At 59.5% G+C, this 25345-nt stretch carries 22 protein-coding genes; 8 read left to right on the top strand and 14 right to left on the bottom strand.

The genetic code is table 11. From position 1 onward, the window contains the following. Nucleotides 1–100: 100 nt before the first annotated feature. The 9 genes from BLU71_RS13580 to gcl all read right to left on the bottom strand — a co-directional run bounded on the left by BLU71_RS13580 (nt 101) and on the right by gcl (nt 11421). Nucleotides 101–1300: an MFS transporter gene (locus tag BLU71_RS13580; protein ID WP_083353298.1), complete on the bottom strand. Its 1200-nt coding sequence runs from the start codon at nt 1298–1300 to the stop codon at nt 101–103. Nucleotides 1301–1708: 408 nt separating this feature from the next. Beyond that, nucleotides 1709–2707: a sulfate ABC transporter substrate-binding protein gene (locus BLU71_RS13575; RefSeq protein ID WP_042607566.1), complete on the bottom strand. Its 999-nt coding sequence runs from the start codon at nt 2705–2707 to the stop codon at nt 1709–1711. A 175-nt stretch (nt 2708–2882) separates the two neighbouring features. Then, the gene (locus BLU71_RS13570; RefSeq protein ID WP_064365449.1) at nt 2883–3707 is read right to left on the bottom strand and encodes an ion transporter; all 825 of its coding nucleotides are present in this window, start codon (nt 3705–3707) and stop codon (nt 2883–2885) included. A 21-nt stretch (nt 3708–3728) separates the two neighbouring features. Then, the gene (locus BLU71_RS13565) at nt 3729–4643 is read right to left on the bottom strand and encodes an urea transporter (protein ID WP_083353297.1); all 915 of its coding nucleotides are present in this window, start codon (nt 4641–4643) and stop codon (nt 3729–3731) included. Nucleotides 4644–4788: 145 nt separating this feature from the next. Then, nucleotides 4789–6204 carry a pyruvate kinase gene (pyk, locus tag BLU71_RS13560; protein ID WP_065615110.1) on the bottom strand — a complete coding sequence of 472 codons (1416 nt, stop codon included), beginning with the start codon at nt 6202–6204 and terminating at the stop codon, nt 4789–4791. Further along, nucleotides 6201–7475, bottom strand: coding sequence for a glycerate kinase type-2 family protein (locus BLU71_RS13555; RefSeq protein WP_083353296.1), 1275 nt, complete (start codon nt 7473–7475; stop codon nt 6201–6203). Before BLU71_RS13555 ends, pyk begins: the two co-directional genes overlap by 4 nt. Nucleotides 7476–7629: 154 nt before the next feature. After that, nucleotides 7630–8523 (bottom strand): 2-hydroxy-3-oxopropionate reductase, encoded by an 894-nt coding sequence (locus BLU71_RS13550; RefSeq protein ID WP_016771028.1) that lies wholly within the window; start codon nt 8521–8523, stop codon nt 7630–7632. A 160-nt stretch (nt 8524–8683) separates the two neighbouring features. Then, nucleotides 8684–9466: a hydroxypyruvate isomerase gene (hyi, locus tag BLU71_RS13545; RefSeq protein ID WP_083353295.1), complete on the bottom strand. Its 783-nt coding sequence runs from the start codon at nt 9464–9466 to the stop codon at nt 8684–8686. A 179-nt stretch (nt 9467–9645) separates the two neighbouring features. Further along, on the bottom strand, nt 9646–11421 hold the full coding sequence (gene gcl, locus BLU71_RS13540; RefSeq protein ID WP_042607573.1) for a glyoxylate carboligase: 1776 nt from the start codon (nt 11419–11421) through the stop codon (nt 9646–9648). Nucleotides 11422–11689: 268 nt separating this feature from the next. Between gcl and BLU71_RS13535 the strand changes: the two genes are divergently transcribed. Next, the gene (locus BLU71_RS13535) at nt 11690–12130 is read left to right on the top strand and encodes a GlcG/HbpS family heme-binding protein (RefSeq protein ID WP_064365443.1); all 441 of its coding nucleotides are present in this window, start codon (nt 11690–11692) and stop codon (nt 12128–12130) included. Between the two features lie 212 nt (nt 12131–12342). Continuing rightward, the gene (locus BLU71_RS13530; RefSeq protein WP_064365442.1) at nt 12343–12801 is read left to right on the top strand and encodes an REP-associated tyrosine transposase; all 459 of its coding nucleotides are present in this window, start codon (nt 12343–12345) and stop codon (nt 12799–12801) included. Nucleotides 12802–12903: 102 nt separating this feature from the next. Here BLU71_RS13530 and BLU71_RS13525 read toward each other — a convergent pair whose 3' ends face one another. Continuing rightward, nucleotides 12904–13509 carry a TetR/AcrR family transcriptional regulator gene (locus BLU71_RS13525; protein WP_042607576.1) on the bottom strand — a complete coding sequence of 202 codons (606 nt, stop codon included), beginning with the start codon at nt 13507–13509 and terminating at the stop codon, nt 12904–12906. Nucleotides 13510–13644: 135 nt separating this feature from the next. Between BLU71_RS13525 and BLU71_RS13520 the strand changes: the two genes are divergently transcribed. After that, entirely contained in the window at nt 13645–14559 is a 915-nt protein-coding gene (locus BLU71_RS13520; protein WP_083353294.1) for a DUF808 domain-containing protein, read from the top strand. Nucleotides 14560–14733: 174 nt separating this feature from the next. On the opposite strand, the gene BLU71_RS13515 is transcribed toward BLU71_RS13520, so the two are convergent. Together BLU71_RS13515 and BLU71_RS13510 are read right to left on the bottom strand one after the other, a co-directional pair. Further along, nucleotides 14734–15522 (bottom strand): VacJ family lipoprotein, encoded by a 789-nt coding sequence (locus BLU71_RS13515; RefSeq protein ID WP_024012144.1) that lies wholly within the window; start codon nt 15520–15522, stop codon nt 14734–14736. After that, entirely contained in the window at nt 15515–16813 is a 1299-nt protein-coding gene (locus tag BLU71_RS13510) for a hypothetical protein (RefSeq protein WP_064365440.1), read from the bottom strand. The genes BLU71_RS13515 and BLU71_RS13510 overlap by 8 nt, the downstream gene beginning before the upstream one ends. Nucleotides 16814–17037: 224 nt before the next feature. On the opposite strand from BLU71_RS13510, the gene BLU71_RS13505 reads away from it, so the two are divergent. Next, nucleotides 17038–17421, top strand: a complete 384-nt coding sequence (locus tag BLU71_RS13505; protein WP_083353293.1) for a hypothetical protein — start codon at nt 17038–17040, stop codon at nt 17419–17421. Between the two features lie 254 nt (nt 17422–17675). Beyond that, on the top strand, nt 17676–18647 hold the full coding sequence (locus BLU71_RS13500) for an IS110 family transposase (RefSeq protein WP_083353292.1): 972 nt from the start codon (nt 17676–17678) through the stop codon (nt 18645–18647). A 75-nt stretch (nt 18648–18722) separates the two neighbouring features. On the opposite strand, the gene BLU71_RS13495 is transcribed toward BLU71_RS13500, so the two are convergent. Further along, on the bottom strand, nt 18723–20318 hold the full coding sequence (locus tag BLU71_RS13495; protein WP_083353291.1) for a beta (1-6) glucans synthase: 1596 nt from the start codon (nt 20316–20318) through the stop codon (nt 18723–18725). 297 nt (nt 20319–20615) lie between these two features. On the opposite strand from BLU71_RS13495, the gene BLU71_RS13485 reads away from it, so the two are divergent. From BLU71_RS13485 to BLU71_RS13475, 3 genes are all read left to right on the top strand, one after another. Continuing rightward, nucleotides 20616–21467 carry a glycine betaine ABC transporter substrate-binding protein gene (locus BLU71_RS13485; RefSeq protein WP_056783890.1) on the top strand — a complete coding sequence of 284 codons (852 nt, stop codon included), beginning with the start codon at nt 20616–20618 and terminating at the stop codon, nt 21465–21467. 240 nt (nt 21468–21707) lie between these two features. Next, the gene (locus tag BLU71_RS13480; RefSeq protein WP_042607582.1) at nt 21708–22019 is read left to right on the top strand and encodes a DUF485 domain-containing protein; all 312 of its coding nucleotides are present in this window, start codon (nt 21708–21710) and stop codon (nt 22017–22019) included. Then, nucleotides 22016–23674 (top strand): cation acetate symporter, encoded by a 1659-nt coding sequence (locus BLU71_RS13475; protein ID WP_083353290.1) that lies wholly within the window; start codon nt 22016–22018, stop codon nt 23672–23674. The genes BLU71_RS13480 and BLU71_RS13475 overlap by 4 nt, the downstream gene beginning before the upstream one ends. A gap of 391 nt (nt 23675–24065) precedes the next feature. On the opposite strand, the gene BLU71_RS13470 is transcribed toward BLU71_RS13475, so the two are convergent. Further along, a protein-coding gene (locus BLU71_RS13470) for an IS3 family transposase (protein WP_408980746.1) occupies nt 24066–25207 on the bottom strand; the annotation gives its coding sequence in 2 pieces (ribosomal slippage) (nt 24066–24946 and nt 24946–25207; 1143 coding nt in all). Nucleotides 25208–25345 lie beyond the last annotated feature (138 nt).

Genomic DNA, 25345 nt, shown 5'->3' with positions numbered 1-25345 from the left:
TTGTGGGAGCGAGCCTGCTCGCGAAGGCGTCAGGTCAGGCACTGATTTGCGGCAGACACACCGCCTTCGCGAGCAGGCTCGCTCCCACTGTAACAACGTTTCAGGACGCGACTTTGCGTTGCGCCAGAGAGGCGTTTTGCGATGCACTCAAAAACCGCAACAACGCCAACAACGGGAACACGCTGCCGACAATCACGATCCACAACCAGCCGCCATGCTCGTACACCGCGCTGGCTACCGACGAGCCGAAGGCGCCGCCGATGAAGATGCTGGTCATGTACAGCGCGTTCAGTCGACCACGGCTTTTTGCGTCCAGCGAGTACACCGCGCGTTGGCCGAGGACCATGTTCATCTGCACGCAGAAGTCGAGGACCACGCCGGTCACGGCCAGGCCGATGACGCTGTAGACCGGGTGGATGAAGGCGGGCAGGAAGCTCAGGCTGGCGAAGAGCATGGCCAGCAGCGAGGCGATGCGTGTGTGCCCGGCATCGGCGAGGCGGCCGCTGATCGGTGCGGCAATGGCACCGATGGCGCCGACCAGGGCGAATATAGCGATTTCGCTTTGCGACAGGCCATGGTTGCGCGCCAGTTCCAGCGGCACGGCGGTCCAGAACAGGCTGAACGTGGCAAACATGCAGCCCTGATAAAACGCCCGCTGACGCAGCACGGGTTGTTGGCGCAGCAGTGTCCACAGCGAGCCGATCAATTGGCCATAGGTGGCGCTGTGATCGGGCTGGCGCTTGGGTACGGTCAGTGCCAGCACCACGCTGATTGCCGCCATCAACGCTGCGGCGATCATGAACATGGCACGCCAGCCGAGGTGGTCGGCGACCACGCTCGACACCGGTCGCGCCAGCAGAATACCCAGCAGCAGACCGCCCATGATGCCGCCGACCACGCGGCCACGGGATTCTTCCGGCGCCAGATGCGCGGCCAGCGGAATCAGGATCTGCACCGACACCGAGCTGAAGCCGACCAGCAGCGAGATCAGCAGAAACACGTTGGGCTGCTCGGTAAACGCCGCGCCCAGCAGACTGGCGATCGCCACCAGCGTGGTGATGATCATCAGCCGCCGGTTTTCCAGCAGATCGCCCAGCGGCACAAGAAAGAACAGGCCCAGCGCGTAACCGATCTGGGTCAGCGAGACGATGAAACTGGCCATGGTGTCGGAGAGGCCGATGTCCGGCGCGATCAGGCCGATGATCGGCTGTGCGTAGTAGATGTTGGCAACGATGGCGCCGCAGCAGAACGCGAACAGCAGGACCATGCCTCGGGTCATTGCGTGAGGAGTGGTGGTCATAGGGGATCTCGGGTCGGGCACAGGAAAGCGGAGAGGCTAATGGACAAACTGGACGGGCAGAAGACGTTTTCGGATGATAACTGTTATTACGTTGTGTAATGACTTCTGGATGGTTACGGGGGAAGGCTGGATGTGTTTGTTCATTCAACAAAAGCCCCTCACCCTAGCCCTCTCCCGGAGGGAGAGGGAACTGATTGGGGGATGCTTGGGATATGCGCCGACCTGAAGGTGCGACAGTGAATCCATGATCGTTCCAAACCATAATCCACTCGGTCCTTCAGGTCGATGTTTGACGCGAGACGGCTCGGTCGGCTCCCTCTCCCTTTGGGAGAGGGCTGGGGTGAGGGGCTTCTGGCTCAACAAAAAGGCGACCTTGGTGGGTCGCCTTTTGATTTTTCAGATCAAGCCTTACTGCCCGCTATAAATCTGATCAAACACCCCACCATCATTGAAGTGGGTTTTCTGCACCGTGCGCCAGTCACCAAAAGTCTTCTCCACCGAAAGGAAATCGACTTTCGGGAAGCGATCGGTGTACTTCGCCAGCACCGCCGGGTCACGTGGGCGCAGGTAGTTGGCCGCCGCAATTTCCTGACCTTCCGGCGACCACAGGTACTTCAGATACTCATCCGCCGCAGCGCGCGAGCCTTTCTTGTCGACGACTTTATCGACCACGGACACCGGTGGCTCGGCTTCGGCGGAGACGCTTGGGTAGATCACTTCGAACTGATCGCGACCGAATTCGCGGGCGATCATTTCCGCTTCGTTTTCGAAGGTCACCAGCACGTCGCCGATCTGGTTGGTCATGAACGTGGTGGTAGCGGCGCGGCCACCTGTATCCAACACTGGCGCCTGCTTGAACAGCTTGCCAACGAAGTCCTTGGCCTTGTTCTCGTCACCGCCATTCTTCAGCACATAACCCCAGGCCGACAGGTAGGTGTAACGGCCGTTACCCGAGGTTTTCGGGTTGGGCACGATCACTTGCACGCCATCCTTGAGCAGGTCCGGCCAGTCTTTCAACGCTTTCGGGTTGCCCTTGCGAACGATGAACACCGTGGCTGATGTGAACGGCGCGCTGTTGTTCGGCAGGCGCGTGACCCAGTTGTCCGGCACCAGTTTGCCGTTGTCGGCGAGGGCGTTGATGTCGGTGGCCATGTTCATGGTGATGACGTCAGCCGGCAGGCCATCGATCACCGAGCGTGCCTGCTTGCTCGAGCCGCCGAAGGACATCTGTACGGTGATGTTTTCCTTGTGCTCGGCTTGCCAGTGTTTCTGGAACGCAGTGTTGTAGTCCTTGTAGAAATCGCGCATCACGTCATAGGAAACGTTAAGCAGCGTCGGTGCTGCCTGGGCAATGTTGGCCAAGGCCAGGCCGGCGGCGAGAAGTGAGGCGCCAAAGAGTTTTTTCACTGCGCATTCCTTGTTGGTTATCGATGTAGGAGCTGCCGAAGGCTGCGATCTTTTGATCTTGAAAACAAAGTCAAAAAGATCGCAGCCTCCGGCAGCTCGTACAAGGGGTGATGTTCAATTGCCAGCGACTATAACGGGCCACGCATAGGCGCTTAAAGATTAAAAAGCTCTGTGCTTATTCCACTTTCTTGAACAGCTGACTGCCGCAGCGCGAACAGAACGCCGCGCTCTGCTCGTGGGTCTTTTTCTGACACCCCGGGCAGTCATGTTGCAGCTGCTCGCCGCGCATGGCATTGGCCAGCTCAGCGGTGAAAATCCCCGTGGGCACAGCGATGATCGAATAACCGGTGATCATCACCAGCGAGGAAATCACCTGGCCCAGCGGCGTCTTCGGCACGATGTCACCGAAACCTACGGTGGTCAGGGTGACGATCGCCCAATAAATGCCCTTGGGAATGCTGGTGAAGCCATGTTCCGGGCCCTCGATCACGTACATCAGCGTGCCGAACACTGTCACCAGCGTGCACACGCTGACCAGAAACACGACGATTTTCTGCTTGCTGCCGCGCAGCGCCGACATCAGGTAGTTGGCCTGCTTGAGATAGGGGCTGAGTTTGAGCACGCGAAAAATCCGCAGCATCCGGATAATCCGGATAATCAGCAGGTACTGCGCATCGCTGTAATACAGCGCGAGGATGCCCGGGACGATCGCCAGCAGATCCACCAGGCCATAAAAGCTGAAGGCATAGCGCAGCGGCTTGGGCGAGCAGTACAGCCGCAGGATGTACTCACCGAGGAAGATCGCCGTGAAGCCCCACTCTATATAGGCCAGTACGTCGGCGTAATTGCGGTGAATGCTGTCGATACTGTCGAGCATCACGATCACCAGACTGGCGAGGATGATCAACAGCAGGATGCCGTCGAAGCGACGCCCGGCCGGGGTGTCGCTCTGGAAAATCATGACGTAGAGCCGTTCGCGCCAATTGTTGCTGCTGTCCATGGATAACGCCTGAATCGAAGATCAGCGCAGCCTAGGGTGATTGTCCTCGTGAGCGCAAGACTCATGCGCAAGCGACGCTTTGCCCAGCATCTGGATGCCGGCGCGAATCAGCCAGCAGGCGAGGATGAACGGCGCGGTCAGCGTCGCCAGTCCCGCAGCAGCAAACAGCGGCGTCACCAACAGCGCCAGGACAACTCCCAGCAGCGGCAGCCACGGATGTTGCCGTTGGGCGCTGAAGGCGAGGGCGGCAAGCACGGCGTTGTAGCCACCGAGGCCGAGCAGCGCGGCGGATGTCTCGTGGTGCAGCAGACTGGAGCCGAGGCCGATCGCCGAAGCCAGCAGCGCCCAGCAGAAAGCGCGACGATCGGCGAGCAGCAAACCACTGGCGATCAATGCCCCGGCCAATGGATGGTCGAGGAACATCACCTGGCCGAATCCGCGCAGTTCAGCGGCCAGCACATTCGCCGTGTTCAGATCGATCAACGCCGCCGGCGCGGACGGTTCGGCGAACACCAGCAGCACCCAACCTATCGCCACGAACGGCGAGGTGTACGCCGGTATGGAACGGCTGCGATACACATGTTTGAGCCATTGCTGAGTGAGCATCGCGCTCAAGCCGCCGGCCGCGAGAATCAGCGGCGGTAGCAGCGGCGACCAGGGGAAATACAGGCTCAACAGCAGACCGAGCAATACGCCGTTGTAGCTGAACAGCCCGGCCTGGCGATCAGGCTTGGCGTAGTTGCGCCGCTGCGCGGTGAGCAGACCGGCGACGCCACCGAGCAACGCCCCGGCAAACAGCACCGGCGCCGTCAGCAGAATTGCCAACAGACACAGCAGGCCGCACAGCGGATGGCGCTGGAAGAAAATCTGACTGAAACCGTTGAGCAAAGCCTCGGCCCAGTCGGGGCAGTGGGTGTTGAAGTGATTGGCAGGCATGGCAGTTCTGAAAGTCAGGGAAAACCGAGGCGCCTGCTTCGCGAGCAGGCTCGCTCCCACATGGATCTGCGTCCAGTCTCGGTTCTGTGATCGACGCAGAACCAATGTGGGAGCGAGCCTGCTCGCGAAGAGGCCGGTACAAGCGCTAAATCAACGTCTCGATGCGCAGCGAATTGGTCGAGCCCGGCTGGCCGAACGGCACGCCGGCGGTGATCAGCAATGTGTCGCCACGCTCGGCCATGCCTTGCGCCTGAGCAATCTCCAGCGCGGTCGAGCAGACTTCGTCGACCTGACGCAGGCGATCGTTGACCACCGAATGAATGCCCCAGGCCACGCTCAAGCGCCGCGCGGTTTGCAGGTTGGGCGTCAGATTGAGGATCGGTGCTTTCGGCCTCTCCCGCGATGCACGCAGCGTCGAGGCGCCCGACTCGCTGTAATTGACCAGCACCGCCACCGGCAGCACGTTGCTGATACGGCGGATCGCGCAGCTGATCGCATCGGAAACGGTCGCCTCGGCTTTCGGTCGGCTGACGTCGAGCTGGGTCTGATAATCCGGGCCGTTTTCCACCTGACGGATGATCTTGCTCATCATCTGCACGGCTTCCAGCGGGTACTCGCCAGAGGCGGTTTCCGCTGAGAGCATCACTGCATCGGCGCCTTCGGCCACGGCGTTGGCGACGTCAGTCACCTCGGCACGGGTTGGGGCAGGGGAGAAGCGCATCGACTCGAGCATCTGCGTCGCCACCACCACCGGTTTACCCAGTGCGCGGCAGGTGGTGATGATGTTTTTCTGAATCTGCGGCACGCTTTCCGCCGGCACTTCCACGCCAAGATCCCCGCGCGCGACCATGATCGCGTCGCTCAGCTCAGCGATTTCACGCAATTGCTCGACCGCCGAAGGCTTCTCGATTTTTGCCATCAGAAACGCCTTGTCGCCGATCAATGCGCGGGCTTCGACGATGTCTTGCGGACGCTGCACGAACGACAGCGCAACCCAGTCCACGCCCAGCTCCAGACCGAAGCTCAGGTCGCGGCGATCCTTGGCGGTCAGCGGGCTGAGGTCGAGCACCGCTTGCGGCACATTCACGCCTTTGCGATCAGACAATTCGCCGCCGTTGAGCACCGTGGTGTCGATTGCATCGGCGTACTTGGTGACCACACGCAGGCGCAGTTTGCCGTCGTCGAGCAGCAGGTCCATGCCGGCTTCCAGCGCAGCAATGATCTCTGGATGCGGCAGGTTGACCCGGCGTTCATCGCCCGGTGTCGCATCGAGATCGAGACGGAACGCCTGACCGCGATGCAACTGCACCTTGCCGTCGGCGAACTTGCCGACGCGCAGTTTCGGCCCCTGCAGATCCATCAGAATGCCCAGCGGGTAGTTGAGCTGGCGCTCGACTTCGCGGATCCATTGATAGCGCTTGGCGTGGTCGGCATGATCGCCGTGACTGAAGTTCAGGCGGAAGATGTTGACCCCGGCCTCGACCAGCTCGCGAATGTCGTCAATGCCATCGACCGCAGGGCCGAGGGTGGCGAGGATTTTGACCTTTTTATCAGGCGTCATGATTTGCAGTTCTCAAGGATCAGAATGGCGCGGAAGTCGTTGACGTTGGTGCGGGTCGGCTCGGTGACGATCAGCGCATCGAGCGCCTGGAAGTAGCCATAGCCGTTGTTGTTATCCAGCTCGTCGCTGGCGCTCAGACCGAGGGCGGCGGCGCGGGCGTAGCTGTCCGGGGTCATGATCGCGCCGGCGTTGTCTTCCGAACCGTCGATGCCATCGGTGTCGCCGGCCAGCGCGTAGACGCCGGGCTGGCCCTTGAGGCTGTCGGTGAGGCTGAGCAGGAATTCAGCGTTACGTCCGCCCCGGCCGTTGCCGCGCACGGTGACCGTGGTTTCACCGCCGGAGAGAATCACGCAAGGTGCCGCCAGCGGCTGGCCGTGGTGGATGATCTGCCGGGCGATGCCAGCGTGGACTTTCGCCACTTCGCGGGACTCGCCTTCGAGGTCGCCGAGAATCAATGTGCTGAAACCGGCCTGACGGCACTTCACCGCCGCCGCATCCAATGATTGCTGCGGCCGGGCGATCAATTGGAAATGGCTGCGCGCCAGACTCGGGTCGCCGGGTTTTACGGTTTCCGATTCCGGACTCTGCAGCCAAGTGCGCACAGAGGCGGGGATGTCGATGCCGTAGCGCTTGATGATCGCCAATGCTTCGGCGGAGGTGCTCGGGTCGGCCACGGTCGGGCCGGAGGCGATGACCGTGGCGAGGTCGCCCGGTACGTCGGAAATCGCATAGGTGTAGACAGTCGCCGGCCAGCAGGCCTTGCCGAGGCGGCCGCCCTTGATCGCCGAGAGGTGCTTGCGCACGCAGTTCATCTCGCCGATGGTCGCGCCGGATTTCAGCAAGGCTTTGTTGATCGCTTGTTTGTCAGCGAGGGTGATGCCTTCGGCCGGCAGGGCGAGCAGGGCAGAGCCACCACCGGAGAGCAGGAAGATGACGCGATCGTCTTCGCTGAGGTTGCTGACCAGTTCGAGTACGCGTTTGGCCACGGCCAGACCGGCGGCGTCCGGCACCGGGTGCGCGGCCTCGACCACTTCGATTTTTTCGCACGGAGCGCCGTGACCGTAGCGGGTGACCACCAGGCCGGTGACTTCACCCTCCCAGCAACGCTCGACCACTTGCGCCATGGCGGCAGCGGCTTTGCCGGCGCCGATGACGATGACTCGACCGCTGCGATCGGCAGGCAGATGGGCTTCGAGGACTTGGTTCGGATGCGCCGCGTCGATGGCTGTGGCAAACAGCTCGCGCAGCAGTTGTTGCGGATCGACCGACATGGCGGGCTCCCGGAATTCTTGTTATTCGAATGGGCGACTCAGATCCCTTGTGGGAGCGAGCCTGCTCGCGAACGCGGTATGTCAGCCAACATGGTTGTTGAATGTGAAGCCGCTTTCGCGAGCAGGCTCGCTCCCACAGGGTTTTGTGCAGGCTTTATTTATTGTCGCGGATCGAGAAATTGGCCATGTGCTCAAGGCCCTTGATCAGCGCCGAGTGATCCCAATTGCTGCCACCGATGGCCGCGCAGGTGCTGAACACTTGCTGGGCGTTGGCGGTGTTCGGCAGGTTGATGTTCAGCTCCTTGGCGCCTTGCAGGGCCAGGTTCAGGTCCTTCTGGTGCAGGCTGATGCGGAAGCCCGGGTCGAAGGTGCCTTTGATCATGCGCTCGCCGTGCACTTCGAGAATCTTCGAAGAGGCGAAACCACCCATCAGGGCTTCACGCACCTTGGCGGGATCGGCACCGTTTTTCGAGGCGAACAGCAGCGCTTCGGCAACGGCCTGGATGTTCAGGGCAACGATGATCTGGTTGGCGACCTTGGCGGTCTGGCCGTCGCCATTGCCACCGACCAGGGTGATATTTTTGCCCATGGCCTGGAACAGCGGCAGGGCGCGTTCGAAGGCATCGGCGTCGCCACCGACCATGATGCTCAGGGTCGCGGCTTTGGCACCGACTTCACCGCCTGACACGGGAGCGTCGAGGTATTGCGCGCCTTTCTCGTTGATTTTCGCCGCGAAGGCTTTGGTGGCGGTCGGCGAGATCGAGCTCATGTCGATGACCACTTTGCCCTTGCCGATGCCGGCGGCAACGCCGTCGGCGCGGAACAGCACGTCATCGACCTGCGGGGTATCCGGGACCATGACGATGATGAATTCGGCTTCCTGCGCCACTTCGCGCGGGTTCGCAAGGGCAACGGCGCCAGCGGCGACCAGATCGGCCGGGGCCGCGTCGTGGTGTTGCGACAGGAACAGGCTGTGACCGGCTTTCTGCAGGTTCGCCGCCATTGGGTGGCCCATGATGCCGGTGCCGATGAATCCGATTTTAGCCATGAGAAAATCCTCTTGTTTTTGTCGTGCGCAAGCAAATAGGGGAGCTGCATTTCTGTAGGAGTGAGCCTGCTCGCGATAGCGGTTTGTCAGGCGAGATGGATATTGAATGTGCCGGCCTCATCGCGAGCAGGCTCACTCCTACAGAGGATTTGCTGTGTTCTCAGATTGCGTTGTGGGTTTTCAGCCAGCCGAGGCCCGCTTCGGTGGTGGTCAACGGCTTGTATTCACAGCCGACCCAACCCTGATAACCGATGCGGTCGAGGTGTTCGAACAGGAAGTGGTAGTTGATTTCACCGGTGCCCGGCTCGTTGCGCCCCGGGTTGTCCGCCAGTTGCACATGGTTGATCGCGCCCAGGTGCGATTGCAGGGTGCGGGCCAGATCGCCTTCCATGATCTGCATGTGATAGATGTCGTATTGCAGGAACAGATTGGCGCTGCCGACCTGCTCGCGAATCGACAGGGCTTGCGCCGTGTTGTTCAGGTAGAAACCGGGAATGTCGCGGGTATTGATCGCTTCCATCACCAGTTTGATGCCCGCCGCTTGCAGCTTGTCGGCGGCGTATTTGAGGTTGGCGACGAAGGTTTTTTCCACCGTGGCATCGTCAACGCCTTGCGGACGAATGCCGGCCAGGCAGTTGACCTGGGTGTTGCCCAGCACTTGTGCGTAGGCAATCGCCAGATCGACCCCGGCGCGGAATTCTTCGACCCGATCCGGCAGGCAGGCGATACCGCGCTCGCCCTTGGCCCAGTCACCGGCCGGCAGGTTGAACAGCACTTGGGTCAGACCGTTGGCCTCGAGTCTTGCCTTGATTTCGGCGGAGCTGAAGTCGTACGGGAACAGGTATTCCACGCCACTGAAACCGGCCTTGGCGGCGGCGTCGAAACGGGAAAGGAAATCCTGTTCGGTGAACAGCATGGACAGGTTGGCTGCGAAACGCGGCATGGTGGTCTCCTAAAAACTGATGAGGCACGGTAGATCAGACTGAACGCGATCAGTCCCCTCTCCTTGGGGAGAGGGTTAGGGTGAGGGGGGAATCCTGAATCTGATCCCGATTGTACGAGCACCGCAAAACCTTTCCCTCACCCCAGCCCTCTCCCAGAGGGAGAGGGGGCTAAAAGCAATCAATCAAGCAACGAAATCGCCGTCGGCGCGTCGTTGCCGACCAGCGCCAGGTCTTCGAATTCGTTGACCGCGTTGATCTCGGTACCCATGGAGATGTTGGTCACACGCTCCAGGATGATCTCGACGATCACCGGCACCTTGAACTCTTCGATCATCTGTTCGGCCTTGCGCAGGGCAGGGGCGATTTCCGATGGTTCGAACACGCGCAGCGCCTTGCAACCGAGGCCTTCAGCGACTGCGATGTGGTCAACCCCGTAACCGTTGAGTTCCGGCGCATTCAGGTTATCGAAGGACAGCTGTACGCAGTAGTCCATTTCGAACCCGCGCTGCGCCTGACGGATCAGGCCCAGGTACGAGTTGTTCACCACGACGTGGATGTACGGCAGTTTGAACTGAGCGCCGACCGCCAGTTCTTCGATCATGAACTGGAAATCATAGTCCCCCGACAGGGCCACGACTTTGCGGTTCGGATCGGCCTTGACCACGCCCAGCGCCGCCGGAATGGTCCAGCCCAACGGGCCGGCCTGGCCACAGTTGATCCAGTGACGCGGCTTGTAGACGTGCAGGAACTGCGCGCCGGCAATCTGCGACAGACCAATGGTGCTGACGTAGCAGGTGTCCTTGCCGAACACCTGATTCATTTCCTCGTAAACGCGCTGCGGTTTGACCGGCACGTTGTCGAAGTGAGTCTTGCGGTGCAGGCTGGCTTTGCGCTGCTGGCAATCCTGCAGCCAGGCACTGCGGTTTTTCAGCTTGCCGGCGGCTTGCCATTCCCGCGCCACTTCGATGAACACGGTCAGCGCGGCGGCGGCGTCGGAGACGATGCCCAGATCCGGGGTGAACACACGGCCGATCTGCGTGCCTTCGATGTCGACGTGAATGAACTTGCGACCTTCGGTGTACACGTCCACCGAACCGGTGTGACGGTTGGCCCAGCGGTTGCCGATACCCAATACCACGTCGGATTTCAGCATCGTCGCGTTGCCGTAACGGTGCGAAGTCTGCAGACCGACCATGCCGACCATCAGCGGGTGATCGTCAGGAATGGTGCCCCAGCCCATCAGGGTCGGGATGACCGGGATGCCGGTCAGTTCGGCGAACTCGACCAACAGATCGCTGGCATCGGCATTGATGATGCCGCCACCGGCGACCAGCAACGGACGCTCGGCTTGATCCAGCAGCGCCAGAGCCTTCTCGACCTGCACGCGGGTCGCGGTCGGTTTGGCCAGTGGTAGCGGTTGGTAAGCGTCAATGTCGAATTCGATCTCGGCCATCTGCACGTCGAATGGCAGGTCGATCAGCACTGGGCCCGGACGGCCGGAGCGCATTTCATAAAAAGCTTTCTGGAAGGCGTAAGGCACCTGGCCCGGTTCGAGCACCGTGGTCGCCCACTTGGTGACTGGCTTGACGATGCTGGTGATGTCGACAGCCTGGAAGTCTTCCTTGTGCATCCGGGCGCGGGGTGCTTGCCCTGTGATGCAGAGAATTGGAATCGAGTCGGCCGAGGCGCTGTAGAGCCCGGTGACCATGTCGGTACCGGCCGGGCCGGACGTGCCGATGCACACGCCGATGTTGCCGGCCTTGGTGCGGGTGTAGCCCTCGGCCATGTGCGAGGCGCCTTCAACGTGGCGAGCAAGGACGTGATCGATGCCACCGACCTTTTGCAAGGCGGAGTACAGCGGGTTGATCGCTGCGCCCGGGATGCCAAAAGCGGTATCAACCCCTTCGCGGCGCATCACCAGAACGGCGGCTTCGATTGCTCTCATTTTGCTCATGGTTTTGTGCCTCTTTACGTTTTGTAATTGTATACAAGTGGCTTTGCGCAGAGTGTATTCACGGCGGACGGCGCAGGTCAATCCATTTTCTCAAGCGCCTGTTTCATTCGTCGGAAGCCGCTTGTGCTGTGGCTTTTCGTCGCATGCGGCGCTTTTCGAGAATTATTGTATACAAAAAACTAACTCATTGTGTTCTATTTGTTGCATCGGACTGTGGCAGAAACGCGCAGTCCCACGACTTTCCCTATAACAAAATGAGGACGGCACCATGAGCGCTTTAACCTTGAAAGTCGCAGTCAACCTGGTCAGCGAAGCCATCAGTGCGGGGCGCGGCATCAACGCCGCGCCACTGACCATCGCGGTACTCGACACCGGCGGCCACCTGATCGCCCTGCAACGCGAAGACGGTGCCAGCCTGTTGCGCCCCGACATCGCCATCGGCAAAGCCTGGGGCGCCATCGCCCTGGGCAAAGGCTCACGCCTGCTCGCCCAGGACGCCCAACAACGCCCGGCCTTTTTTTCTTCGTTGAACAGCATGGGGCAGGGCAGCGTTGTGCCGGCACCGGGTGGTGTGTTGATTCGCAATCAGGCGGGTGAAGTGCTGGGCGCGATCGGGATCAGCGGAGATTTGTCGGATGTGGATGAGCAGGTGGCGATCAAAGCGGTAGAGGCGCTGGATCTGAGGGCGGATGGGGGGGTGGTTGCTTGAATTTGCGGTGATTGAGCTATGGCCATCGCGAGCAGGCTCACTCCTACAGTAGATCTGGGTTCAGACACAAAATGTTGGAACGCCACAAAACCCCTGTAGGAGTGAGCCTGCTCGCGATAGCTATCTTCCGGACACATCCTGCCAACAGTCTGCCCACTCCATTTGCATCCCCGGTACTAGCCTCTTATGACTTGATCACAGGAGGCAAAGGAATGCCAGATCTACCTGCTGCACATAAATTGCGAGTCGGGCGCTATGCCGAAGTCAGCCGAATCTATCTGTTAACCAGCAACACCCATGAACGAAGGCCGGTTTTCAAGGATTTTGCCTTGGGCAAGCTGGTCGCTGATCAATTCCAAAATGCCCAGGATTCCGGGCTGGTGCATTCACTGGCCTGGGTCGTCATGCCTGATCATTTTCACTGGCTGATTGAATTACGGCGGGGCTCATTGAGTGAGCTGATGCAGAAAACCAAGTCGATGAGTACCAGATCCGTAAGACAGGCTACCGGAGATAACAGTGTTCTCTGGCAGAGAGGTTTTCATGATCGGGCGTTGCGGCGGGAGGAGAACCTGGTGAAAGTGGCGCGGTATGTAGTAGCCAACCCATTGCGGGCCGGGCTGGTGGAGAAGCTTGGCGACTATCCGCTATGGGGTGCGATTTGGGTTTGAGTGGGGACCGTATCGCCTCGATCGCGAGCAGGCTCACTCCTACAGGGGAACGTATTCCAAATGTAGGAGTGAGCCTGCTCGCGATTGCGTCGCTGCGGTCTTTCAGTCCGGCTCACACCCTTTTAAAACCAACCGGATAATCGTCTGCGCGGCCGCTTCATAATCGGCTTCGTCGAGTTTGTCTTTCCCGGTCACCGCAGAAATCTGCCAGTCGAAGTCGGCGTAGGTCTGGGTGGCGGCCCAGATGCTGAACATCAGGTGGTTGGGGTCGATCGGGGCGATCTGGCCGCGGTCGATCCAGCTCTGGATGCAGGCGATGTTGTGCTTGGCCTGGGCGTTGAGCTGCTCGACCAGGTCGGCGCTCAGGTGCGGCGCGCCGTGCATGATTTCGCTTGCGAATACCTTGGAGGCGTAGGGCAGGTCGCGGGAGATGCGGATCTTCGAGCGGATGTAGCCGCTCAGCACTTCGCTCGGCACGCCATCCGGGTTGAACGGGGTCGAGGCCTGCAGAATCGGCTCGATGATGCTTTCCAGCACCTCGCGGTAGAGGTTTTCCTTGGATTTGAAGTAGTAGTAGACGTTGGGCTTGGGCAATCCCGCCTTGGCGGCGATGTCGCTGGTTTTGGTCGCCGCAAAGCCCTTGTCGGCAAACTCTTCGCTGGCGGCGCGCAGGATCAGTTCTTTGTTACGCTCGCGGATTGTGCTCATAAACCCGGTGGTTCCTTGCCTGTTCTGGCGGTGGCGCATGGTAGCACCGGCCTTGAGCGGCGCTCAACAATGCAGCCTGTGGCCGGCGGTCGCGTTATGCTTGGCAACATTCATACACAGAAGGAAACAGGATTCATGGCAGGAAGCAGTTTGCTGGTGCTGATCGATGACATCGCCACCGTTCTGGATGACGTTGCATTGATGACGAAAATGGCCGCCAAGAAGACTGCCGGCGTGCTCGGTGACGACCTGGCGCTCAACGCCCAGCAGGTCTCGGGCGTGCGCGCCGAGCGGGAAATTCCCGTGGTCTGGGCGGTGGCCAAGGGCTCGTTCGTCAACAAACTGATCCTCGTGCCGTCGGCGCTGGCAATCAGCGCCTTCGTGCCATGGCTGGTGACGCCGCTGTTGATGGTCGGCGGTGCATACCTGTGCTTCGAGGGTTTCGAGAAACTCGCACACAAGTTCCTGCACAGCAAAGAGGAAGACGAAGCTGGGCACGCGCAGTTGACCGAGGCCGTCGCCGACCCGACCACCGATCTGGTGGCGTACGAAAAGGACAAGATCAAAGGCGCGATCCGCACCGACTTCATTCTTTCGGCAGAAATCATCGCCATCACCCTCGGCACCGTGGCAGATGCCTCGCTGACCCAGCAAGTGGTTGTCATGTCCGGCATCGCCATCGTCATGACCGTCGGCGTTTACGGTTTGGTGGCGGGCATCGTCAAACTTGACGATCTGGGCCTGTGGCTGACGCAGAAACCCGGGCAGATGGCGAAAAAAATCGGCGGCGGCATTCTCAGCGCCGCGCCGTACATGATGAAAACCCTGTCGGTGGTCGGCACGGCGGCGATGTTCCTGGTCGGCGGCGGCATCCTGACTCATGGCGTGCCGGTGCTGCATCACTGGATCGAAGGTGTCGGCGCAGCGGCGGGCAGCGCCGGGTTCGCCGTGCCAATGCTGCTCAATGGTGTTGCGGGGATTATTGCCGGCGCCGTGGTGCTGGCGGTAGTGACTGTCCTGGGCAAGCTCTGGCGCGCAATCAAAGGCTGAATACAGCCCCCTGTAGGAGTGAGCCTGCTCGCGATAGCGGTTTGTCAGCCAGACAGGTGGTGACTGGTACACCGCTATCGCGAGCAGGCTCACTCCTACAATTTGATCTGTGTGATGCCATGAAAAAGGGCCATTCGACTCGCATCGAATGGCCCTTTTTTGTACCCGCCGAAATTACTCGGCGATCTGCAACTTGCGCGCTTCGGTGTAGACGTAGCGCACTTTCTCGTACTCGAACGGCGAGTTCATCTGACCGTAGCGGAAGCTGGTCTGGTAGCGCTTGTCGATCGCACGCAGTGCCCAGACTTCCGGATGGTTGGAGCTGACTTCCGCGACATTGAGGAAGTTGATCGCAGTGTCGGCGGTGTAATCCACGGCAAGACCTGCAGTGTCGCGAATGTTCGACGGGCCGAAGATCGGCAGTACGAAGTACGCACCGCCCGGCACGCCATAGAAGCCCAGGGTCTGCCCGAAGTCTTCGTTCTGGCGCGGCAGGCCCATGGCGGTCGCCGGGTCCCACAGGCCGGCGATGCCGATCGTGGTGTTGAGCAGCAGGCGCGCGGTGGTTTCCATCGAGCGCTGGCCCTTGAACTGCAGCAGGCTGTTGACCAGGTTCGGCACGTCACCAATGTTGTTGAAGAAGTTGCTCACCCCGGTACGCACAAAGCTTGGCGTGATGTAGCGATAGCCATCGACCACCGGCAGGAACACCCACTGGTCGAAACGGTAGTTGAAGTGGTAGACCCGACGGTTCCACGATTCCAGCGGGTCATAGACGTTCAGCGCGTTGAGCGTCGAGCGCTCGAACTCGCGCTGGTCCAGGCCCGGGTTGAATTTGAGTTTGGTCAGCGGTTCCTTGAAACCGTCGCTGTCGACCACCACCGGTGCGTCGGCTTTACTGTTGTCGGCCTGGGCCACGCCTGCACAGAGGAACGCTGCAATCAGCAGGAGATATTTAGCCACGGAAGAACTCCAGCATGGCGTCGCTGTTGACGCGGTAGTTAAGGTTGCCGCAGTGGCCGCCCAGTGGATAAACGGTCAGGCGATCACCGAAGGTTTTACGCAGGAAGCCCAGGTCGCCAGGGCCGAGGATGACGTCGTCGGCGTTGTGCATCACGGCGATTTTCGGGCTGTCGTGCAGGTAATCCTTGAGCGCATACAGGCTGACCTGATCGATCAGTTGCAGCAGGCTGCCGCCGTCGGTGCGGGCGCGCCACATCGGAATAACCTGTTCGGTGATGTAGCAGTCGAAGTCGCATTGCAGCGCACGCTTGAGGAACGGCGTGAGGCTGGTGCCTTCGGTGATCGGGAATTTCGGCGGGGTGATCAGGCCGCGACGGTTGACCAGGTCAGAGGTGTAGGCAATGTCGGCGGCCGAGAAGCGGAACGACGTGCCGATGAGCATGGCCATCTGTTCGTTGGTCAGATGCTGCTTGGACTGCTGGAAGTCATACAGCAGCGCATCGTTGAGGTCGATGTAGCCTTTCTGCTGGAAGTAGCGGGTCAGTTTGGCCAGCACCAGCTCATAGAAAGTGGTGCTGTTGTTGATACCCTTGACCTCGGTCTGCACCAGCTTGTCGAGGTTGGTCACCGAGGTATAGAGATTGACCGGCGGGTTGAGCAGCAGGACTTTCTTGAAGTTGAAGCTGCGGCGGGTCTCGTCCAGATGCGCGACGAACGCGGCATCCAGGGCGCCGAGGCTGTAACCGGTCAGGTAGTACTCGGTGACCGGCAGTTTCGGATTCTGCGCCCGCACGGCCTGCATCACCCGGTACATGTCTTCGGCATCTTCCTTGGTCACGCCCGGGGTGGCGAAACGCGAAGCGGCGCTGATGAAGTCGAAACTGGTCGGCGAAGACAACTGCACGACGTGGTAGCCGGCCTTGTAATACAACTTCTTCAGGTATTCGTTGAGCGTGCTGTCAAAGCGCGCGCCGGTGCCGGCGATCAGGAAGATCAGCGGCGCCGGTTTGTCCTGGGTGGCGATGCGGTAGGTGAGTTTTTTGACTGCCCAGAAATTGTCCGGCAGCTGGAATTCACGCTCCGGGCGCAGGGTAAGGCTGCGATCCGACTGAGTGATGTCGTCGTCCAGCGGCAACTCCGGACGCAGGTCCGGTGGTGTCGTGGCGATCGTCGCCTCGAACGGGTTGGTCAGCGGGTAGCCATAACTGGCGGCGTCGATATCCACCGCCAGCGCGGACGCACTCAAAATTAGGCCGCTGAACAGCGCGGCGAAGCGCAAGGAACGGAGCATGACTAGATCCCTTAGAGGAAGGTGCCGATTGAAGTTCGCAGGCTATGACCACCGGCCAAGCGCCAAAGTGCCATGCTGCGGCACCAAACAGGCGGAATTCGGGGTAATAGTAGCTGGACGATACACGTTGCGAGGGCTCGCTGAACAGTTAACAGTTGTTAGTGCTTGCGAATACCGGCCGGCAGATTAAGCTGGCCGCCGATTTCCGCAGATTGGAGTGCTCCATGTCCCGCCGCTTGCCCGTGATTGTGCTGCTCGTTTTGTTGCCGCTGTGGCTGGCCGCCAGTTATGCCGCGCGTTACGGCTTCATGGAAGACGGACAGTGGGTGGGCATCTGTGTCGACGAGGCCAGTCGCTGGGAATGCGCGGTGCGCTCGAACCTCGGGCTGATGATTCATTTCAAGGTGCTGGGCTGGGCGGCGGTAGGCGTAGCGCTGTTGGGATTCGTCGTGTCCGGACGGGCAGGGTGGTGGCTGGCGGTGCTGGCGCTGGTGTTCGGGTTGCCGGCCCTGGCCTTGTACAACACGACGTTGGCGGTGTTTGCCGTAGTGGTTGCCGGGTTGCGCTTGGTCAGATCCTCACGCAACGCGTTACAGAACAGATCGTAGCCTTCGGCAGCTCCTTGTATCTCGACTAACGCTCCGCCAGGAGCGATAGTTCTCGACTGATCATCGAGGGAGGGACTTGGAAGCCGCGCAGCTCCTTAGGCTTTTTGCCTGTGACGTAGATCGTGCTCCAGCCCTCCACACTCACTCGTACAGTTCGCACGGTATCTTGGGCCCGCCTCCGGCGAGAGCCCGCATTCGCAAGGTTGGACAGAGTGAAGTGATGATCGCAACAGGGAACAAGTGGAGAAACGATCATGTCTGGTTTCGTTGGCGTCGACATCGCAAAGAACACCTTTGATATCGCTACACACCTGCCCAATGGCAAGCACAAAACCAAGGCCAAGCTGGCCAACGACCCAAAGGGCTTTAAAGAGTTTGAGGCGTGGCTAGAAAAAAACGCCGAGCGTTCGGCCCTGATCGTGATGGAAGCCACGAGCGTCTACCACTTGGAGCTCGCGGAGTTCGTTTACAACAAAGGCTTCCGGGTCTGCGTCGTGAACCCGGCTACGACCAAAGCGTACGCTGACAGCGAACTGCGCCGCATCAAGACTGATAAAAGTGATGCCAAACTGATCGCTGACTTTGCCCGGGAAAAGGATCAAAAACTTCACCCATGGGCGCCTGAGCCGCTGAAATACCGCCAGTTGAAAGCAATGGTGCGCCGCCTGGATGACCTTCAGGAAATGGAACAAATGGAGCTTAATCGTCTGGACGTTTCCGACGAAAAGGTCAAAGACTCGATCAACTCTGTTCTGCGCCATATCGAAAAAGAGATCGTGGAAACGCATAAGGCGATCAAAAAACACATCGATGACGACCCGGATATGCGTCAGATGCGGAATCTGATCGTAACCATCGACGGCATCGGACAAAAAACGCTTGAACGATTGCTGGCCGAACTGGGTGACTTGCGCAAATACAGTGACCCTCGCCAACTGGTCGCTGCTGCGGGGCTCAATCCAAAGCTGCAGGAATCAGGAAAGCTCAAAGGTCATACCCTGATCTCAAGAGTAGGGTCAGCACGGCTGCGTGCAGGCCTCTACATGCCTGGCATGGTGGCGCTGAAACACAATAAGGCGATCAAGGCGATGAAAGAACGCCTGGAAGCCAACGGCAAGGCTCCCAAGCAGATCATCTGCGCAGCAATGCGCAAGCTGCTGCACTTCGTTTACGGAGTGCTCAAGTCAGGACTGCCATATGACCCGAAACTTGCGCTTGCCCGGTAAGGCTCAAGACGGTATCTACAGTTGCATGTCGTACACCTGTAGGAGCTGCCGAAGGCTGCGATCTTTTGATCTTGCTCAGCCGTTGCGAACCCGCAGACAGCGCCACAACGCCACCACCATCAACCCACTGACCAGCGCCCATCCCCACGCCTGCTGATTCTGCAATCCTTCCTGATACAACTGCGGCACGATCCCCGCACCGACCATGAAAGTCAGCAACGCAATCTCCCGGCGCGGCACACTCACCGGGCGGCACAGGTAAACCAGCGCTGGCAGCACAAACGCCATGCTGGCAAAACTGCGATAACGCGGGTCGAAGACCATTTCGAGCATCATCACCGCCGCCGCAAAACCGGCCGCTGCGACCAGCCAGCCGGCGCGATGCTCGAGGAAATCGAAGGCTCGCGCGCGCCATCCGCTACGGGCACTCAACGTCAGCGCGGCGTGGGCAAGCACCAACAGATTCAACCCGGTCAGCAAACCGACCCACAGCCATTCGCCGGCAAACCTCGTGGTCAACCGCGCCAGATCGCCCCAGGCTCCGATCGAGCAAGCAGCGACGGCGCCCAGCAGCGGCAGCAGCAGCGCCGAACGTGTGCTGCGAACGCGACCGCCGAGAATCAGTGTGCCGAGGAAAATCACAGCACCGACCGCCAGCCAGTCTTTCCAGTACGGCACATTGCTCACCGGCCCGGCGAGTACACCCTTGTCCTGGCGATCGGCATCGAACAGCCCCCAATAGCCGCCAACCGCGCCTTCACTGCCGCGCTTCCACGGTTGATCGAAGGCTTCGATCAGGTTGTAGCGCCAGCCTTCCTGCTCGGCCATCGCCACGAATCCACGAATGAATTTTGCCTCGTTGACCCGGCTCGGTACGGCGGTTTCGCGTTGACGGCCTTCGCTTGGCCAACCGGTTTCACCGATCATCACGTCTTTGGGCGCGAACTTGTTGCCGAACACCTGACGCACATTCGCCACATGCCGTAGCGCCACGTCGATGTTCGACGGATCGTCTTCCCAGTACGGCAGCAGGTGAATGGTCAGGAAATCCACGGCCGGGGCCACTTCCGGGTGCTTGAGCCAGAATTCCCAGACGTCGGCGTAGGTCACCGGTTGCTTGACCTGGCTTTTGACCTTGTTGATCAGCCGCGCCAGTTGCGCTCCGGTGACCTCTTTGCGCAGCAGCGCCTCGTTACCGACGATCACCGCCGTCACCACGTCGGGGTTGGCGTTGGCGGATTTGATCAGCAGCTCGACTTCCTGCTCGGTATCGACGGGGTTGCTGTTGACCCAGGCGCCGATCATCAACTTCAGACCGTGCTTGCGCGCCAGATCGGGCAGAGCGTCGAGGCCGGTCATCGAATAGGTGCGGATACATTCGAAGCGCGTCGCCAGGAGCGCGAGGTCGGCGTCCATGCGCTCCGGGCGCAATTTGAACGGCACGTCGAACGGCGACTGGTCCTTGTCGAACGGCGTGTACGAGGCGCATTGCAGCTTGTGCGTCGGCGTTGCAGCGTCCGGCAGGATCACCGGTTGGCCGAGGCCGTACCAGAAACCGCCAAGGGCCAGCAGCCCGAGCAGGCAGGCGAACAGATAAGGCAGAAAAGGAAATCGGAACGTAGCGGACATGGTCGGGCCGAGTGGCTGCAAAGCGACGCATGTTACCTGCATTTATAGAGGGGCAGGGGGCTTGCAGGCGTTGTACATGCAAAGTTCGGGCGGATTGTCTGGCGTCAATTAATCTTGGTTGATTAATGGCTTTCTGATGTCGTTTCTCGTTGCCTTGAGGTCGCTGACAGAGCAGGTCGCCTGCCGCTTGAGGTTGATGATCAAACCATCAGTACCCTTTTTGAAAAATCGGCTGATGTTCGGTGTGTGAGGTCCGGCGTGATGGGGGCGCTGTGCACCATAACAATACGTTGACGATGCCCGGCATCCGTCGGGCGCAGCATTTCGGGGAAGTAAACGATGAAGATGCGACGACTTTTAGGCGCAGGTGCCGCTCTGGTGCTTGCGATGAGTTCCACTTTCGCCAACGCTGAAAAACAGACCCTGAACATCGGTTACGTTGACGGCTGGTCCGACAGCGTCGCGACCACCCACGTGGCGGCCGAAGTGATCAAACAGAAACTCGGTTATGACGTGAAGCTCCAAGCCGTCGCCACCGGGATCATGTGGCAGGGCGTAGCCACCGGCAAACTCGACGCCATGCTCTCGGCCTGGCTGCCCGTGACCCACGGTGACTACTGGACGAAAAACAAGGATCAGGTCGTCGATTACGGCCCGAACTTCAAGGACGCAAAAATCGGCCTGATCGTGCCTGAGTACGTCAAAGCCAAATCGATCGAAGACCTGAAAACCGACGACACCTTCAAAAACCGCATTGTCGGCATCGACGCCGGTTCAGGCGTGATGCTCAAGACCGATCAGGCGATCAAGGATTATGGTCTGGACAAGTACAGCCTCAAGGCCAGTTCCGGCGCCGGCATGATTGCCGAGCTGACCCGTGCCGAGAAGAAAAACGAATCCATCGCCGTCACCGGTTGGGTGCCGCACTGGATGTTCGCCAAGTGGAAACTGCGCTTCCTCGACGACCCGAAAGGCGTGTATGGCCAGGCTGAAACCGTCAACAGTATCGGCAGCAAAGGACTGGACGCCAAGGCACCGGAAGTGGCGAAGTTCCTGAAGAATTTCCAGTGGGCCTCGAAAGACGAAATCGGTGAAGTGATGCTGGCGATTCAGGACGGCGCTAAGCCTGATGCAGCGGCCAAGGACTGGGTGGCCAAACACCCGGATCGCGTGGCTGACTGGACCAAATAATTTAAATCCTGCCACACCCCTGTAGGAGTGAGCCTGCTCGCGATAGCGTTCCGTCAGTTGAGAGAAATGTCGACTGACACGACGCCATCGCGAGCAGGCTCACTCCTACAGTTGTTTTGGGTGTCCGGAAAATGGCAGAAGGATCATGGCCATCTACTACTAAGGTCGTCTGGAACCTGTCTCGCAGCCGCATACATTAGCTACGTTCCAACAATAATTTGTGCTGCGAGGATAAAAACAATGAACGACAGCATTTACCTCTCGATTCAAAACAGTCCCCGATTCAAGGAGCTGGTTCAGAAAAGGGAACGATTCGCCTGGATTCTCTCGGCAATCATGCTTGGGCTCTACTCCGCATTCATCCTGCTGATCGCCTACGGGCCGCACGTGCTCGGGGCGAAACTCAGTCCTGAATCGTCGATCACCTGGGGCATCCCGATCGGTGTCGGCCTGATTCTCTCGGCCTTCGTCCTGACTGGCATCTACGTGCGCCGCGCCAATGGCGAGTTCGACGACCTGAACAATGCGATTCTCAAGGAGGCTCAGCAATGATCCAGCGTCTACTGGCTCTTCTGAGCGTTGCCGCGTTCGCACCCGGCGCCTGGGCGGCTGACGCCCTGACCGGTGCGGTGGCCAAGCAACCGCTGAACATCCCGGCGATCCTGATGTTCGTGGCCTTCGTCGGCGCGACCCTGTACATCACTTACTGGGCGTCGAAGAAAAACAACTCGGCCGCCGACTACTACGCGGCGGGCGGCAAGATCACCGGTTTCCAGAACGGCCTGGCGATTGCCGGTGACTACATGTCGGCGGCGTCCTTCCTGGGCATTTCCGCGCTGGTGTTCACCTCCGGCTACGATGGCCTGATCTACTCGATCGGTTTCCTCGTTGGCTGGCCGATCATTCTGTTCCTGATCGCCGAGCGCCTGCGCAACCTGGGTAAATACACCTTTGCCGACGTCGCGTCCTACCGCCTCGGGCAAACCCAGATCCGCACGCTGTCCGCTTGCGGTTCGCTGGTGGTGGTGGCGTTCTACCTGATCGCGCAAATGGTCGGTGCCGGCAAGCTGATCCAGTTGCTGTTCGGCCTCGATTACCACGTTGCGGTGATTCTGGTCGGCGTACTGATGTGCATGTACGTGCTGTTCGGCGGCATGCTCGCGACCACTTGGGTGCAGATCATCAAGGCAGTGCTGCTGCTGTCCGGTGCTTCGTTCATGGCGCTGATGGTGATGAAGCACGTCGGCTTCGACTTCAACACGCTGTTCTCCGAGGCGATCAAGGTGCACGCCAAGGGTGAAGCGATCATGAGCCCGGGCGGTCTGGTCAAGGATCCGATCTCGGCGTTCTCCTTGGGTCTGGCGCTGATGTTCGGTACCGCTGGCCTGCCGCACATTCTGATGCGCTTCTTCACCGTGAGTGACGCCAAGGAAGCGCGCAAGAGCGTGCTGTACGCTACCGGTTTCATCGGCTACTTCTACATCCTGACCTTCATCATCGGCTTCGGCGCTATCCTGCTGGTCAGCACCAACCCGGCCTTCAAGGATGCAGCGGGCGCCTTGCTCGGCGGCAACAACATGGCGGCGGTGCACTTGGCCAACGCGGTCGGCGGCAGCATCTTCCTGGGCTTCATCTCGGCGGTGGCGTTCGCGACCATTCTCGCGGTGGTAGCCGGTCTGACGCTGGCAGGTGCCTCGGCGGTATCCCACGACCTGTACGCCAGTGTGATCAAGAAGGGCAAGGCCAACGAGAAGGATGAGATTCGCGTGTCGAAGATCACCACCATCGCCCTGGCAGTGCTGGCGATTGGTCTGGGCATTCTGTTCGAAAGCCAGAACATTGCGTTCATGGTGGGCCTGGCGTTCTCGATCGCGGCGAGCTGCAACTTCCCTGTGCTGCTGCTTTCGATGTACTGGAAGAAGCTGACTACCCGTGGCGCGATGATTGGCGGCTGGCTGGGGCTGATCAGTGCCGTGGGCCTGATGATCCTTGGTCCGACCATCTGGGTGCAGATTCTGCATCACGAGAAGGCGATCTTCCCTTACGAGTATCCGGCGCTGTTTTCGATGATCATTGCGTTCATCGGGATCTGGTTCTTCTCGATCACTGACAAGTCGGCGGCTGCGGACAATGAGCGGGCGCTGTTCTTCCCGCAGTTTGTGCGTTCGCAGACCGGGTTGGGGGCGAGTGGGGCGGTTTCGCACTAAGAGATCAGCTGCAAGCTTCAAGCTTCAAGCTTCAAGAAAACGCCCTGGTTGAGAGATCGGGGCGTTTTTTTGTGGGCGGTTATCGGTTGGTCTGGTGTGTATATCCGTTGCGATCAATCCCTCCACTCAGCCTTCCGACGTCGCCTGTGGATCAAGATCAAGAGCACTCGAGCTAACGCTCATTGTTGAGTGGTTAGAAGCGTCGCATGGCTTGAGATTTTCGGTGGATTCGCCCCTCACCCCAGCCCTCTCCCGAGGGAGAGGGGGCCGATCTGTGTGGTGTTCAAAACCTGCATTCGACTCGGTATCTCAGGTCGGCGTACTTCGCCTGTACAACTCGGTTGTTCTGGTCAAACGATACTGGACACGGTTATAGGGTTTAGGTCATTTCTCATGCTGCCAAGGCTTCCATTGCTACCGGAGTCCGATATCCGTTGTGACTGTGCAGCCTGATCCGATTGTAATAATGGGTCAGGTAGCGCAACACATCGGTACTAGCCTCATCTTCGTTTCGGTAGCCAGCCTTGGGTATCCATTCAGATTTCAAACTGCCAAAGAAACGCTCCATCGGGGCGTTATCCCAGCAGTTTCCTCGTCGACTCATGCTTTGTTTTATGCGCATGTCCGCCAGCATTTCACGAAATACTTTACTGCTGTAATGACAGCCCTGATCCGAATGGAACATTAGGTTTTCAGGGCGTCCTCGCGACTCGAAAGCCATCTTTAACGCTCGACAGGTCAGAGCTGAATCCGGGCTTCTGGACATCGCCCAGCCGACGATACGCCGGGCATGCAGATCAAGTACAGCAGCCAGATAAACCCAGTAAGTACCGGCCCAAATGTAAGTCACGTCGCCACACCACACTCGATTGGGGATCTCGACATTGAATTTACGCTCCAAATGATTGGGGGCGTATTGCGCCTCCGCACCGCTGGGTTTGTAACGATGCCTGCGCCGTTGCTGACTCTTCAACCCGAGCTCGCGCATCAGGCTACGAGCCATGTAACGACCCACCGACTCTTTTTCGTTACATAGCGCCTTTGACAGGCTGCGCGCGCCCATTGAGCCGCGACTTTGCTCATGTAATTCAGCAGCTTTGATCTTTAGGCGATTGCGCCCGTCATCTACTTTCGCCCGCTGTTTCAGACGCTCGTAATAACTGCTGCGGTTGATTCCAAATACAACGCACAACTCGGATCTTGAATATTGCTCGCTTAACTCCTCGACCAGCCTTACCGATCGAGGGAATCCGACATCAAGAGAGCTGTAGCCTTTTTTAAAATTTCCTTCTCGCGCTCAATCCGTCGAATTGTTGCTTCCAGTTCCTGGATGCGTTGTTGGTCAACGGTCATGGCCTTGGACTTCTCAGGCGTCTTGCCGCTGCGCTCCGCACGCAGTTGCTCAACCCAGCGACGCAGAGCTGTAGGGCCCACGCCCATTGCTTCGCAGGCTTCACTCACCGAATAGTCTTTATCCAAAACCAGGCAAGCCGCATCCCGTTTGAAATCTGTCGAAAAATATCGTCTGGTCAAATCACACCTCGTCTATGGGCGTAGATTACCGCCCTTTAGGGGTGTCCAGAATCATTAAGCCAGATCAGGTCAGTCCCCTCTCCCTCCGGGAGAGGGCTAGGGTGAGGGGCTCTTGATCCGGCTTTTGATCTTTTGCCC

This window comes from Pseudomonas moraviensis, from assembly GCF_900105805.1.
Lineage (GTDB): Bacteria > Pseudomonadota > Gammaproteobacteria > Pseudomonadales > Pseudomonadaceae > Aquipseudomonas > Aquipseudomonas moraviensis_A.
The sequence above is the reverse complement of the archived record's forward strand: the minus strand, read 5'-3'. Positions and strand labels throughout refer to the sequence as shown.

Coding starts and splice junctions, on each gene's coding strand:
- BLU71_RS13580 (WP_083353298.1), bottom strand. CDS start 1,300: ATGACCACCACTCCTCACGCAATGACCCGAGGCATGGTCCTGCTGTTC.
- BLU71_RS13570 (WP_064365449.1), bottom strand. CDS start 3,707: ATGGACAGCAGCAACAATTGGCGCGAACGGCTCTACGTCATGATTTTC.
- BLU71_RS13565 (WP_083353297.1), bottom strand. CDS start 4,643: ATGCCTGCCAATCACTTCAACACCCACTGCCCCGACTGGGCCGAGGCT.
- pyk (WP_065615110.1), bottom strand. CDS start 6,204: ATGACGCCTGATAAAAAGGTCAAAATCCTCGCCACCCTCGGCCCTGCG.
- BLU71_RS13555 (WP_083353296.1), bottom strand. CDS start 7,475: ATGTCGGTCGATCCGCAACAACTGCTGCGCGAGCTGTTTGCCACAGCC.
- BLU71_RS13550 (WP_016771028.1), bottom strand. CDS start 8,523: ATGGCTAAAATCGGATTCATCGGCACCGGCATCATGGGCCACCCAATG.
- hyi (WP_083353295.1), bottom strand. CDS start 9,466: ATGCCGCGTTTCGCAGCCAACCTGTCCATGCTGTTCACCGAACAGGAT.
- gcl (WP_042607573.1), bottom strand. CDS start 11,421: ATGAGCAAAATGAGAGCAATCGAAGCCGCCGTTCTGGTGATGCGCCGC.
- BLU71_RS13535 (WP_064365443.1), top strand. CDS start 11,690: ATGAGCGCTTTAACCTTGAAAGTCGCAGTCAACCTGGTCAGCGAAGCC.
- BLU71_RS13530 (WP_064365442.1), top strand. CDS start 12,343: ATGCCAGATCTACCTGCTGCACATAAATTGCGAGTCGGGCGCTATGCC.
- BLU71_RS13525 (WP_042607576.1), bottom strand. CDS start 13,509: ATGAGCACAATCCGCGAGCGTAACAAAGAACTGATCCTGCGCGCCGCC.
- BLU71_RS13520 (WP_083353294.1), top strand. CDS start 13,645: ATGGCAGGAAGCAGTTTGCTGGTGCTGATCGATGACATCGCCACCGTT.
- BLU71_RS13510 (WP_064365440.1), bottom strand. CDS start 16,813: ATGCTCCGTTCCTTGCGCTTCGCCGCGCTGTTCAGCGGCCTAATTTTG.
- BLU71_RS13505 (WP_083353293.1), top strand. CDS start 17,038: ATGTCCCGCCGCTTGCCCGTGATTGTGCTGCTCGTTTTGTTGCCGCTG.
- BLU71_RS13500 (WP_083353292.1), top strand. CDS start 17,676: ATGTCTGGTTTCGTTGGCGTCGACATCGCAAAGAACACCTTTGATATC.
- BLU71_RS13495 (WP_083353291.1), bottom strand. CDS start 20,318: ATGCAGGTAACATGCGTCGCTTTGCAGCCACTCGGCCCGACCATGTCC.
- BLU71_RS13485 (WP_056783890.1), top strand. CDS start 20,616: ATGAAGATGCGACGACTTTTAGGCGCAGGTGCCGCTCTGGTGCTTGCG.
- BLU71_RS13480 (WP_042607582.1), top strand. CDS start 21,708: ATGAACGACAGCATTTACCTCTCGATTCAAAACAGTCCCCGATTCAAG.
- BLU71_RS13475 (WP_083353290.1), top strand. CDS start 22,016: ATGATCCAGCGTCTACTGGCTCTTCTGAGCGTTGCCGCGTTCGCACCC.